This window comes from Sphingobacterium allocomposti (genome assembly GCF_008124885.1).
GTDB lineage: Bacteria > Bacteroidota > Bacteroidia > Sphingobacteriales > Sphingobacteriaceae > Sphingobacterium > Sphingobacterium allocomposti.
The window spans coordinates 56132-70494 of the sequence record NZ_VNHX01000017.1; the positions used below are offsets into that span (position 1 = coordinate 56132).

General features: G+C 45.5%; 8 protein-coding genes. 1 reads left to right on the forward strand and 7 read right to left on the reverse strand.

The window, feature by feature from the left end; genetic code table 11:
- Positions 1-86: 86 nt before the first annotated feature.
- The 7 genes from BC792_RS12635 to BC792_RS12665 all read right to left on the reverse strand — a co-directional run bounded on the left by BC792_RS12635 (position 87) and on the right by BC792_RS12665 (position 13241).
- Positions 87-1775 carry a RagB/SusD family nutrient uptake outer membrane protein gene (locus BC792_RS12635; RefSeq protein ID WP_148909380.1) on the reverse strand — a complete coding sequence of 563 codons (1689 nt, stop codon included), beginning with the start codon at positions 1773-1775 and terminating at the stop codon, positions 87-89.
- Positions 1776-1778: 3 nt separating this feature from the next.
- Positions 1779-4760, reverse strand: coding sequence for a SusC/RagA family TonB-linked outer membrane protein (locus BC792_RS12640; protein WP_148909381.1), 2982 nt, complete (start codon positions 4758-4760; stop codon positions 1779-1781).
- Positions 4761-4796: 36 nt separating this feature from the next.
- The gene (locus BC792_RS12645; RefSeq protein WP_211357538.1) at positions 4797-6668 is read right to left on the reverse strand and encodes a RagB/SusD family nutrient uptake outer membrane protein; all 1872 of its coding nucleotides are present in this window, start codon (positions 6666-6668) and stop codon (positions 4797-4799) included.
- A gap of 19 nt (positions 6669-6687) precedes the next feature.
- Positions 6688-10023, reverse strand: coding sequence for a TonB-dependent receptor (locus BC792_RS12650; protein WP_148909382.1), 3336 nt, complete (start codon positions 10021-10023; stop codon positions 6688-6690).
- 100 nt (positions 10024-10123) lie between these two features.
- Positions 10124-11245 carry a FecR family protein gene (locus tag BC792_RS12655; RefSeq protein ID WP_148909383.1) on the reverse strand — a complete coding sequence of 374 codons (1122 nt, stop codon included), beginning with the start codon at positions 11243-11245 and terminating at the stop codon, positions 10124-10126.
- Between the two features lie 155 nt (positions 11246-11400).
- Positions 11401-11982, reverse strand: coding sequence for an RNA polymerase sigma factor (locus BC792_RS12660; protein WP_148909384.1), 582 nt, complete (start codon positions 11980-11982; stop codon positions 11401-11403).
- An 827-nt stretch (positions 11983-12809) separates the two neighbouring features.
- Positions 12810-13241: a hypothetical protein gene (locus tag BC792_RS12665; protein ID WP_148909385.1), complete on the reverse strand. Its 432-nt coding sequence runs from the start codon at positions 13239-13241 to the stop codon at positions 12810-12812.
- A gap of 525 nt (positions 13242-13766) precedes the next feature.
- On the opposite strand from BC792_RS12665, the gene BC792_RS12670 reads away from it, so the two are divergent.
- Positions 13767-14291, forward strand: a complete 525-nt coding sequence (locus BC792_RS12670; protein ID WP_148909386.1) for a sigma-70 family RNA polymerase sigma factor — start codon at positions 13767-13769, stop codon at positions 14289-14291.
- The last annotated feature ends 72 nt before the right edge of the window (positions 14292-14363 follow it).

Consider the following 14363-nt stretch of genomic DNA (forward strand, 5'->3'; position numbering starts at 1 on the left):
CGGATAAGTTTAGTGGCTACCGACCAAAAATATAAAAGGAATAGAAACCTCTATTCCTTTTATACTTAAGCCGATCAATCTCCTGGCTAATAGCCGGGGTTTTGAGTCAAGTTGTTATTACCTGCAATGGCCTCATTTGGCACGGGAAACCTATTCAGATGATCGGAGTTACTCGGTGTATGATCCCACCACTCTTCTGTGGTGAACGCTTTCCAACGTATTAGATCCGTACGTCGTCGTCCTTCGCCCAGAAACTCAATACTCCATTCGTCCAAGAAGCGGTATTTATCAAGATTTTGTGCTGTCACGGGGTTAGGGTCTGCTCCGTTGGAGAAATTACGTTTTCTTACGCTATTAATGAGCTCTGCAGCGCCCGCAGCGTCCCCATCCCTGAAACGACATTCTGCGGCCATATAGTAAAGCTCTGCAAGCCGTATGACTGGCATATCGGCGCCCCAACGTAACGTATTATCATTTAAGTTTGGTATAGGAACTTTCACCAACCTCACACCTGTGTTTTCTTCGCCCTCTGACATCTTGGACGGCAACTGGTTGACAGAGCTGTACTTCTTTCCCGGACCAACCTCGGAGAATCGACCTACCTGGTCAACAAAGTTAAGGGGCAAATCTTTATATTCTTCGCCTCCCAATATCGGCGCACCGGATGGCGTACGATGCGGCCCAACAATGAACATCCCCTCATATCGGCCACTTCCATGATAGACATAAGGAGCTTTTCTGTAGTCTCCCTGCGTAAATTTTTCATAAGGTGACCCCAACTTAAATTCATCTTTATAAAGTGTCCCGTCCGGTTTACGGGAAGGAGTCAAATGGGCGCCGTTGTTTGCTCCCATATCTTGGTTAAAATACTGTCTGGTATTGTAGTGATAAAAATCCGCGTAAAACCAGTTGTACTCCAACATTTTGAATTCCGAAGGCATAGACCAGATAATTTCAGGCGAAGCATTATTTGTAAATCCATGGACACCGTTCCAAGTCGCGTCCAGTGTGTAATCGCCGTATTCTTTATTGATGATAGCTTCGGCAATTTCTCGAGCTTCGGCATACATGGGCTTCTTGATATAGGCTTCGGCATTGAAATATAACTGCGCTAACATCGCTGCTGCGGCTGCTTTTCTAATCGCTCCTTCTTCTCGGTCACCAGCGGCTTTCACTGGCAATCGCTCAATGGATTCTTTTAACAGCCGCTCGATATGATTAAAAAGCTCTACATCAGTGTTGCGGGGAAGCGCTTCTTCCTCCAAAGACTCAAATACGGGCATTCCGCCAAAGTAGTCCAGCCCCCGTAGATAAAAATACGCAATGAGGGCATCCAGTTGCGCGAGATGCGCATCTTGGTCGTCCTGCGTCAATGCAAACCTAGCGTAGTCCAGCTTAGATAGATCGCTTTTAGCATCCAATGCCAAGGCAACTCCCATCAAAGTACCACGCCAGCTACCCCAAATCCATCCATCATCAGCAGTCCACCGATGATAATGATACCGCTCGTTTTCACCTCCATTGTACCAATGCCTACCTTTGGTCGTTATAGCAAAGTTGTCTGCGGTATATTCCTGCAGACGCCATCGATCCTCGCCCATGTACCATTTCGCATGAGTAAACGGACGATATAACGCCGCCATAATATCTTTTTCACTTTTAAAAAAGGTCTCTGGCGTCACCGAGCTATAAAACTCTTGATCTAACTTTGTACATCCCTGCAAAAGCAATCCAAAAGAAATTGAAAGTACTGCTATATATTTTCTCGTCTTCATTTCTTAAAAATTAAGTTGTAAACCAAACATAAATGTCCTTGTTTTCGGATATACGTTCCGTTCTTCGAAACCGGGTTCTAAGCCGTTAATATTGACCTCGGGATCAAGTCCGGTATATTTTGTAAATACGAAAAGATCACGCCCAGTAGCATATAAGCGTAGGCTCTTAAACGGCTTAATTGCACGTTGATTGAAAGTATATCCAATATTAACCGCATCGACTTTTAAAAAGGTACCTTTCTCGAGCCAATAATCACTAAGTTCCTTCTCTCCACGAATATTTTGATGTTTATCAAATGCGTCAGCTAAAACGTTCTGCCCACTTACGTTTGGTAAGCTATAATACATATTTATCATATTAAATACGTCATGTCCGATCCAGCTTCGCATATATATACTCGCGTCCCAATTCCGATATGAAAATTGGTTATTCCAGGACAGCTGCAAGACAGGAATTGCATTGCCGATAAACGCTTTGTCAGCGACGGTCTTACTTCGTTCCCGTACGTCAAATGCATTCCCTTCCTGATCGTACAACATCCAATACCCGTCATCCGTAAAGCCTGCAAAACGCCAAATAAAAAACCTACCTATATCTTGCCCTGGGTAGAGTCGCACGGCCGATCCCGGGGATCCGGGAGCAGGAAACCCTTTTCGGTCGCTGAAGGTTTGGCTTCCCCACAACGAATTTAAGCGGCTTCTATTATGCGAAGCTATTAAACTGGTACTGTAGGAGAATTTCTCGTTTTCAACAGCGTGGTAGTTTAGCTCGATTTCAAAACCTGTATTCTGCATACTCCCTACGTTCATCGTCGTCTTATCGTGAATTGCCGGAGGCTGCGACACGCTGATATCATAGATAAGGTCGTCAATAACACGTTTATATACATCAAACCGGCCTCCGATTTTGTTATTTAAAATCGAGAAGTCCAACCCCAGATTATACTCCTTTTTTACTTCCCATTTAATCCCCGCATTTTGGTTGTGTTGAACTCCGTAGGTACGGAACCATTGACCATTTTGAAGAAACCAGGTGTCGGCACTGTACATTCTCGTCGAAACCCGTGCGTCAAACCCTTCATTTCCTGTTTCGCCATACGCTGCACGAAGCTTCAGATCGTTGATAAAAGACTGATTTCGAAGGAAAGGTTCATTTGAGATCCGCCAGCCGAGTGATACACCAGGGAAGAGACCCCAGCGGTTCTCCGGCGCAAACTTAGAAGACCCCTCGTAGCGGGCTGTAACGGCCAATAGATACCGGTCGAGATAAGAATAGTTTGCACGTCCGAAGAATGCTGCCAATTTGACCCACGGATTTTTCCAAGAACCGATGCCGGCTCTACCCTCAACCAAGAAGCCTCCGGTTCCCATATCGTGCTCTCTGATACCATCTACAGGAAAATCGGAGTTGTTCGCGGAGAACCCCTGTCCGTTAAAATCTTGGTAGCTGTATCCTCCCACCGCGTTGAGTGAATGGTCGTCCCACCGATTATTATAGTTAACGGTCCATTCGAAAATCCTGTCATTATAGCGATTGTAGTACTGATTCGCATAGCCATCAATTCCGTCCTGCCTTGACAACCGATGTTGAGCAGAACGGTAATAGCTCCCATGTACCGAGTTATTTTTTACGCCTACTGTTGCACTGGTTGACAGATGCTCCGTCAGATTAAGCTTTAACGTACTGTTCGCAAGGAGGTATTTATATTGTCTTTCATCGCTTCGTAGCATTGCTTCTGCAACGGGGTTCCAATAGTCGTATCCACCAACTAAAACGTTGTATCCGGTCACGTCGTCCGGGTCGTACGGCGTCTCCGTGGGATTAAGCACCATTGCCATGTTAAAGATATCATTGTTGTTGAAGATATCTCCATTGGAAGAGAACGCCCGAACCTCGTTATAACTTACGTTGCTTAATAGCTCAGCGAAGCCGTCGAAAAACCGGAATGAAGAATTAACACGGCCTCCTATCTCCTTCCGCTTTGAAGTTATAGCCATCCCTGTCGCATCACGTTTTGTAAATGTGGCATACACATTAGCATTTTCGGATCCGCCACTGACATTCAGGACCTGGCGATGGCTGAACGGATTGTTGTTGGTCACTTCATCATACCAGTCTGTCCGGTGTCCGAGGTCCTCACCCAAACCATATGTTACGAACTGTTCGGCGGACAATAACTTTGGTCGACGACGTATAGACTCCATAAAATATTCCGATGTAAAGGTCACGGCTGGTTTTCCCACCTGGGGCCGCTTCGTCGTAATCAAAATCACACCGCCGGAAGCACGAGTTCCATAAATGGCCGCTGCTGAGGCGTCGCGTAGTACACTAATCGACTCTACATCTTCTTTAGCTACCGAATTGATATCGCCCCCTGGCACACCGTCAATAACAACCAGTGGTCCTTGCGATGCGTTTACCGAGTTTACACCGCGAAGCTGCAATGATACGCCTGCATTCGGGTCGGTACCGTTGGACGACGACACGTTAAGCCCGGGAACTTTTCCCTGTATAGCCATCAACGGCGACACCGTACCTGCCACAAGATCCTTTTCCCGAAGCGTAGTTACCGCGCTAGTCAGCTCCCTCTTCTCTATCGACCCGTAACCGACAACAACGACCTCCCCCAGGTTTTCAGTATCGAGGGGCAAGCGGACCGTAAGACTTGCTTGTCCTGTATACACGATCTCTGTTGTCGAATACCCGATCATACTTACCACAAGTGTAGTGCCGCTCGGTACATTGTTGAGCGAAAAATTTCCTGATTCATCGGTCGACGTACTGTTTGCGGTCCCCTTGGCAACTATCGTCGCTCCGGGCACAGGACTTCCATTTTGATCCAAGACTTTCCCCCGAACAACATGCTGAAAATGTCGTTCTAATGCCATCGGAGTTCCCAACACGTCTCCCATTTGTACGTACGTACAGCTTCCGAACAGCAACAGTTTTGTCGCTATCCGAAAACATCTCAATTTTCCCTTCATAAATACACAGATAGTTTTAAGTTTAACATGTTTATATTAGTCCCAAAAAGGATTCTGAACCAAATTTGGATTTTTATCGATCTCTGATTGTGGAACCGGAAACCAATAGTTCTTGGCCGTGAACGCCCGTCGTTGATACACCATCCGTCTAAAGAAAGCATTAGGGTTTGATTCATTGTCATCCCGCTCGGTGCCCGAAAAGTTCATCCCATAAAAATTTCCGTTTAGGGTTTGTTCTCCTATTTTCCACCGACGGATATCCCGGTAACGGATCCCTTCGTTGTTTAGCTCTACCCGACGTTCGCGCCGGATAGCATTGCGCATGGCTTCCTGAGAGGTTGGAACCGGTAAGGCATTAGGTCCCTTACCGTATTGCGGAATACCTGCCCGTTCGCGAATCAGATTAAGGTATTTAAGTATATCTGTATGCGTCGGATCGCTTTCATTCAGAGCTTCAGCATAATTTAGATAGGCTTCACCCAGACGATAGACGATTCCCGGTCTGTATGGATTCGTACCATTTCGCGGGTCGTGGTCGGGATGCACCTTTTTCCTGAGCAAATAACCGTTCTGAGGCGCATCATGCGTAGGACCACCATCCCAGTGCCCACTGTAAAACTGTGTTGTCCTATTCTCTCTTCGGAACCACGATCCGTTGTATAAAACAGAAATATAAAACCTAGGCTCCCGATGTGTATACATATTGTACGTTCCTGCCAATGTCACCTTTCCATTTCCTTGCGATTCTATCCATTTCGTATTTCGGACTTCATCCGCCGTAGAGAATCCTTTTTCGACATAGCCCGAGGCAGGATCGTCTATTGCACGTCCATTTTCCATGAAAAAGGCGTCAACAAGCGACTGTGTAATGCCGAGTCCTCCATTACCACCCGTACCTCTAGGCTGGGCGTGCTTGTCGTATTCCCATATATCCGACTGAGGTCTGGCAAAGAGAATTTCATTGTTCCCGTCCTGCGGCCTCCGGAACATCATATTCTGATAGGACATAAAGGCATCTATAGTACCGTCCGAATTATACTCATAATATAGTCGGTGTCCGGCTTTTTCCGCCTCCTCTATTAACAGCTTCGAAGCATCAGCTGCCCTTGTCCATTTGTTTTCATTGAACGTGGGGTTATATATTTCTTCTCCTTTATTGTTTACAAACCCGGCATAGTCGGGATTTCCGTTGACCAAAGGGCTTGCTGCAAAGAGCAACAAACGCGCACGCACGGCTAAAGACATGATGGACGTCGCCCGTCCGTACTTTTGAGCAGCGCTGTAACTTGCCGGAAGGAGTCTAGACACTTCCAACAGCTCTTGATCTATCCAGTCGACGACCTGATCAAAAGGGCTCTGCCCCAACATAAGCTCTTCCTCACTAGCAGATGGATCTGCCAATCCCAATTGAAATGGAATAGCACCGTATGTTTCTACCAATAAAGAGTAATAGTAAGCGATCATGAAGCGAGCTTCGGCCTTCATCAGGTTCACCTCCTCTTCCGTAACCAGTTGTGCTGGATTCGGCTTAACATTGTCAAGAAAAATATACGCCGACCGTATACGTTTTGGCAATTCTACCCAATAGTTTGGTTCCCACTCACTACTTGGGTTCCAGTTTCCCGTCTGCTTTCCGATTACAGTCCAACCAAACTGCTCCCAGCCTGTGGAAGGAGCCATATCGTCGGAAAGCGGATCCCATCCGAGATGTCTCGCATACCCCCAATATGGGTCAGGTATATTGCTATAGACACCAGCCAACCAATCTTCGGTTCTTGTCTTGTCGTTAAAAACCATCTCTAGCGTTAACTGGTCATCGGGCATTCTATCTAAAAACTTCGTGCACGAAGCAAAGAGAATTCCCCCCAAGGCCATCATGACCTTCATTATTCTTCTTGTAGTCGTCATAACCATTTCATGTAGTACATTATTTAAAACTTAATTCCAATCCCAGAGAGAGTGATTTCATAATCGGATAACGCATACCGTTATTCACCCCCAACTCTGGATCCCACAGTTTAAAGTCGGAGATCGTCAACAAGTTATTTCCGCGTACGAAAACCCTGAAATTACGAACCTGAACTCGATCGATCCAACGGGACGGCAAACTGAATCCGAGCTCAACATTACGTAACCGGATAAAGCTCATATCACGCAACCACCACGTAGAAGCCATGTTGTTATTCGCACTTTGATAGTCCGAAAGACGAGGATAGAAAACGTCTTGTCGAGGGTTATCGACTGTCCAGCGATCATCTACATTACTGAAGATGTTGCCCATTGAGCCATTAGCACTTCCTGGGATGAAATTAGCTCCCCCGATAATACGGTACGTGTTAGACAGTCCCTGAAAAAAGAAACCAAAATCCAGCAGCTTATACCGCAGGTTCGTTCCGAATCCGAACACGATCTGTGGATCTTCGGTGCCGCCGATAGCAGTGCGGTCTAGCGCGTCGATCACACCATCGTTATTCAAGTCGCGATATTTGATATCTCCTGGACGAACGGGGCCAAAAGTATGTCTCGGAACATCGGGACGAAGAACACCTTCTTCCAAATCGGAGAAATCGTCCGCTGTAAATAGCCCATCGTCGATAAAACCAAAAAGCTGGCCTACAGGTTTACCTGTTGAGGAGCGGGAAGTTCCGATGATCGCACCTGGTTCGTCCTGTTCCAGAATCTTATTTTTGGCGTACGTGAACGTTCCGCGAGCGGACAAAAAGAGCTCGTCACTGAGCGCCTTGTTTACTTCGAGAGACATATCGACGCCCTTGTTGCTAACCTTGCCATAGTTGGCCCACGGCGCTGTGGTAAAGCCACTAGATCCCGGAATGGAACGCCGCTGCATGAAAATATTGCTGCGCGTTTCCGTGAAAATATCTACCTGAAAATCTAGAGCATTCCACAGTCCAAGTTCAAGGCCTATGTTCCCTTTGGCCACGGTTTCCCAAGTCAGATCCATATTTCCTTGATCTCCCTCAAAACGTCCAGTGCGCGTAAAATCATTATTTAAGCCCCACGAGTACCCACCTGTCTCGTTAATGGTGGTGATGTAAGCAAACCGCCGTCCGTCTAATCTGTCATTCCCTACGAGTCCGTATGAACCCCGCAATTTGATTTTTGAAAGCCTGCCACGAACAGATTCCATAAACGGTTCTTCTGAAATATACCAGCCTAGTGCAACAGAGGGAAAAAAGCCAAAGCGCTTGCCGGGCGCGAAATTTTCGGATCCATTATAACCAAAATTGAACTCGGCGATGTAACGGTTGCTATAGTTGTACGAAAGACGTCCTGCGATACCTTGGTTGCGAAAAGGAAGTAGATCACCGTTGTCGTAATTCCGCTGGTTATACAAGAACAACCCTTCTACATTGTGTTTGCCGAAGAAGCGGCCATATGTCAATGCTCCCTCCATATATACGCTCTTGTCACCCCATTCCGCCCCGGTACTGTACCCTAAAAATTCCTGTCCGTAGCGATCGATGACCAATTGTAGGTTTCCATTTTCATCACGGCCGATAGCCGGATTGTAATAATCAGGATCTTTGCTTCTAACCACTGATGTGTTCGAATAACGGTCAAATGAAAAAAGTCCGCGTACCTTCAGTCCTGGAAGAAAGAAGGCTAGATCTTGTTCCAGAGAGAACAATGATTCTATTTTGCTGGCACTAAACCGCTCGTAGCCCCGCTGTGTTGCCAATGCCCAAGGATTCGTTCGTTCGGGAGTCCGTGGAATTTCGCCTGTCGAATAAATTGTAGGATGGACGTATGGCGGAATGGTAAACGCCTGCTGGAAAAGATCGTCGACACTTTGGGGTGCTCTGCTTCTGTCTTGTAGATACCCGCCAATGTTTAGGCGGAAAAGCGTCGTGGGACTCACATTAATATCTACATTCGAACGTACATTATATCGATTTAGCTTAGAAGAAGAATCCCAAGCCTGTCTTTCGTCTCGCTCAATTAATCCCCCTTCCCGATAAAATGAGGTTACCAACGAATATCTCAAAATATCAGAACCGCCATTTACACTTAGATTAGCCCGGGAGTTGCCCGCGCGGTCGCGAAGGATAGCATCAAGCCAATTAACATTTGGATACAGATCCGGATCCACCCCGTTTCGAATATTGTCTATACGTTCCTGCGAGTATAACCCCGGCACGCCGCGTTCCTCTCTTATACTATTCATCACTTCTAGATAAGAGGCAGCATCAATGAAATCGGGTAGCTGTACAGGCGACGTGACGCCTTGTTCAAAACGTACAGAGACGTTCGGCTTGCCGACCTTGCCCCGTTTTGTATTAATTAAAATGACGCCATTCGCGCCACGCACACCATAGACAGCACTCGCGGCTGCGTCTTTCAGGATAGAAAAAGACTCTATTTCTTCGGGATCCATATTGTCGAGAGATCGCTCCACGCCGTCGACCAAAACCAGTGGACTACGATTTCCCCCGAAGGTGCTGATTCCCCTGATCCAGAAGTTAGAATTATCATACCCCGGCTCACCTGATCGCTGCACAGCTATAATTCCTGCCAATTGTCCAGCTAAGTTGTTGCTCATTGAACGCGATGTTCCGATTTGAAGCCTCTTGGGCTCTATGGAGGTTATAGCTCCCACTACGGACGCGCGGCGCTGTGTGCCAAATCCCACAACCACCACCTCGTCCAGCGTACTCACGCTATCTTTAAGTATAATCCTGTATGCCGTACTCTCGCTCAGATTTACCCTCTGGGTCACATAGCCAACTAAACTCACTGTCAGGTACGTATCCTGCTCTATCGTTTTTATCTCGAAATTACCGACTCCGTCGGTCCTGGTCTCTAGGTTCCCAGCATCCGTACGTATAGTGGCATTCGGCAGTGCCTCGTTTGTCTCGTTGACGACTGTCCCTTTCACGGTACGCTGAACCTGCGCAACCGGCTTATTTTCCCGCTGGACAATGATCGTATTATCCTTTATCGTGTACGATACTTTTAAAACCGAAAAAATCTTATCCAGTGCGTAAGGAACCGTGGCATTTTTAAAACGCAGTGTTACAGTTCTCGACTCGTCCAAGTCCCTTGGAGAGTACACGAATTTTAAGCCTACCTGCTCGTTCAGTTCCTTGAAAACCTGTTTAATCGGGACACGGATAAAATCGGCCGTTATCGTTTTCTGATAATCAAAGGTCGGCCGTCCCGACAGCAAAAGTACTGACAAGGCCAAACCTCCCAAATAGATAATAAAATACCTGGTAAACAGATTATGTCTACCTACTTTCATAAGTAATTTATACATTTGAAAAAAATTGATTAGTGATTTGATCAGTTATTTACAGCCTGCTCCAAGGCTGGATTAGGAATGTAGCAGCATTCCTAATTTTTTAATCTTTTTTTCTTACATATACCTTTCCTTTCTTTTTTACATAAGTTATATTATTGGTTAACTCGATCATTTGTAAAACCTCATTAATGTCGTCGTAGCGTGAGATCATTGCTGTTATGGGTAAATCGACAATTTCCGGGCTGATGATCAATTCTACACCGTACCAAGCCACCAATTCATCCCTCACTGTTGCAAGCGTTTCGTTGTCAAAGTAGAACAACCCTTTTCTCCATGCATTTGCTTTTTCGCCATCCTTAGCATTCACGACAAAAATTCTCGGCTCATCGGTTTTCAGAAACGCCTGTTGTCCCGGCGCCATCAGCAGCGCTGTCTTTCGAACATTATGAGTTAAACGTATACTTCCCTCGAGTAGCTCCACGTTCTCCTCATCTCTACGTGTCGCATCGACATTGAACTGCGTGCCTAGAACTTCGATAGTCTGCAATGCTGTTTTGACAACAAATGGTACTTTTCTGTTCTCCCTCATGACGGACTTTATATCAAAGAAGACTTCACCGCTCACGTACACCATCCGTTCGCCAGCATCAAACTCGATGGCTGCGTAGCGATTAAGCCATAGCTGCGATCCGTCAGCTAAAAGTACAGAGAAGACTCGCCGCGCTGGATTCTCAATCCGAACCCTCCCGCTCGGCTCTTCCTTTCCCAACAACGACACGTCAAGCACTTTTTCATCATTAATACCCCTATAAAATGCCCCCGAAGGAAGTGCGTCTGCTAGATTGTATGTCCGGTTTTCATCAAGAAAAAGAATCGGATCTTCCGCAGCGACATTAGCGGCAGGCTGCACCGGCATCTTGTCTACATCGTCATGCATAAATCTTATGACGGAGATAATAAAAAAGACAAAACAGGCCGCTGCGCCAATAAGCATCGGACGTTTCCGCACGTAGGAAGGCCATGCCCCACGCGTGCTTTCATCAATTGCCGTTTTCATCTCGCGCCCAATTCGATTCATATCTTCAGGCATCGGATCCGATCCAATAACATTCTCGTAAAAATCTTCCACCAGTCTACGCTCTTCCGCGGTAGTTTTTCCTTTTACGTAACGGTTGAAAACGACTTTTAATAACGCATGAACACGGTGCTTCTTTTCTGACATACAAAATGGTTTACAATGGCTCTTTCTTATATGTCGAAAAAACTTAGGTCAACTCCCAAAAAAAAATCATATTTTCATTACGATCATGACACCCGCTGGTCGACACACATATAATAAGCCTCTAGCCAAGCAGAGTATCGCGGCGATAAATATCTTCAGAGAAATATTAAAAGAAAGAGCAAGAGCATCTTTTGGAGAAGTATTTTCAACATATTCGTCGTGTTGAGTAACTGATTTTGAACGGTCTTAGGAGACACATTAAGAAGCGTGCTGATCTCTTTCGTGCTTTTATCTTCCTGATACCGCAACAGGAAAATCGCTCTCCGCTTTTTGGGCAACCGATCAATCCAACGATCGATCGTCGCTCGCAGTTCTTTTTCAAAATACGGAATATCAGCTCCTGCAGTGTAATCCGCCAGCGTACCCGCAACAGTCTCAAGTTCCTCAAAATTTACTTTTCGTTTTCTGTAACAGTTTATGACCTTAAATCGAACGGCCTGATACAGATATTTTTCTACTGCTAAGATCTGTCGCTTCTTGCGATTGTCCCATATTTCGATGAAGAGCTCTTGTATCACGTCTTTAGCAATATTCTCGTCCTGTAACTTACGGAACGCCACGGTATAAAGCTTTCTCCACATTTGGTGGTAGAGGTGGTCGAACGCTTCTCGATCCGATTCGGTCACACGGATATAAAGGTCGTCTAGACTATATTGATCATAGAAGGGCTTCTCCACAGACAAAGGTTTTATTTTTAGCTCAGTTTAATTAGTTTAAAATTGACCTATGCAATATAAAAAATTTCTCTGGAAAATAGTATCTCTAAAAAAGCCGCGCAACGACATATCCTGCGGCGCCATAGAAAATTATGTTTCAGCATCATCTGCTGTTTAGAAGTAATCCGTTGTCAGTGTTTTTCGAAAGCAGCTTCTTCATAACCCGCGCTCGATAAAAAAAAGGGATTGTCGTCCTAAAAAAAGACGGTCGTTTTTAGAACCTCAGTTCGATTTTAACATGAGATCGTAGAGGTCCGATGGTTATGACCTATACGTCTTGTGATTAATACGACCCCGCCGACTAAAGCACGTATATATATTTTCGATAAAATGTGCAACCCCTCCAGATTTATGTTTCATACTTCATCACATATAGCTTGTATAGCATCGAATTCAGGCTTATATGTTTAAGCTAGGCATATGATAAGAGCTTGATCCATATTTCTTGTCAGATTTGATAAAGAATAAGTAGTAGAATTAATAATAGCGCTTCAGGAAATAAATCGTCCCTTGTTTAGCTTGTCGACATATGAGAAAATTGTAAGCTATTTTTTTTGAAGCATGTTAAAAGCCCTTTTAAGCCACAATAATGCGCAAAAGCCGCGCGGACGTAATCTTGTCAGTGCTGGCGGGCTTTGCGTCGGCTCTCGACGTAAAGTTGTGCACAGCCGACGGCTTTACACCGGACACTGACGTACTTACGTGGGGATCAGAACGCATAACGTCGACATCTAACGTGATTACTTCCGAGGTCGACGTAATGACGTCCACGTTCGACGTAAATGCTTTCAGCTGCGATACATTACTTCCGTAGTCGACGTAATGACGTTCACGTTCAACGTAAACGCTTTCACCTCCGATGTAATTACCTCTGTGGTCGACGTAATGACGTCCACGTTCGACGTAAATGCTTTCACCTTCGAGGTAACCACTTCCGTGGCTGACGTAATGACGTCCACATTCGACGTAAACGCTTTCAACTTCAAGGTAACGACTTCCGTGGCCGACGTAATGACGTCCACGTTCGATGTAAACGCTATCACCTTCGACGTAACTACTTCCATCGCCGACGTAATGACATCCACGTTCGAGTAAACGTCTTCACCTTCGAAGTAACTACTTCCGTGGTTGACGCAATGACGTCCACATTCGATGTAATTACTTCCGCGGTTAACGTAATGTCGTGCAGCGCAGCTGTAATGACGTCCGTGCTGGTTCAAATAACGTTCGCAAAGCAAATTTGCCCTCAACGATTAGGAAATGCAACCCTATTTATCATTTAACAATGAATTATTTTAAATTTTCAATTCCAGTATATAGCAGAATCCGAAATTTCCTTTTTTTGAGCGAGACAAGGCAAGATTTCCAACAAGCTTAGATAAATTGCCGTTAGGCGCAAAATAACCGCGTTTATACAAAAGCAATTTATCGACCTCTCCTCTGCCATCAAGAACTTTTTTATAGAGGAAATATTAGGGATTTATTCAGTTTCGACTGCGATACGTACCGGCATGACTATTATTCCACTTCTAGCTTATCCAATTCCATGAGAAAACATTAAGATGCTGTGAAGTAGAACGCACGACGGCTTATAGCCGATTAATCAGCCTTTTTGAACGCAGAGCAGTTCGCCGCTACGCCAACGTCCAATTGAAATTATCTATCAAATAAAGAAAATAGTTTACACAACCATAACAATGATTTAACAATAGTACACCCTTAAACCATGTAACTTTGCCTCTCGTATGGAGCATATAAAAGCACTGAAGGCCGATAACCAGAACGTATTCAAGCGCGTCTATGAGCAGTACCATCCGCAGATATATGGTTTCATCCTCCAGCGCACGAAATCCGACTATATTGCCCAAGAGGTGACACAGCTCACTTTTATCAAGTTCTGGCAACAGCGCGATATCTTAAGCGACCACATTCAAATTAACGTCCAGCTCTTTGGCATGGCCCGTCAGGTAATGATTGATCTGCTCCGCAAGGAGGCTACCCGCTTCAAACACGAAGGACAGTCGGCACCAACCCCTTTCACCGACAGCCTCATCGACGCCATAGAAAGCAAGGATCTGCTGCGTCTCATGGAAGAAGATATACAAAATATGCCGAAGATGCGTCGGATGATCTTTGAACTCAGCCGAAAAAAAGGACTAAGCCACAAAGAAATAGCCCAGTTGTTCTCCATTTCTCCCAAAACCGTCGAACAACATATCGGCAAAGCCCTTGTACAGCTTAAGCAGCACCTCTATTCCATCATGCTCTAACGCCCCCTATCCCTCCTAAAATTAAATAATTGTTAAGCAACTAGGGATAACCTTCCGAGCCACGTAGTATAG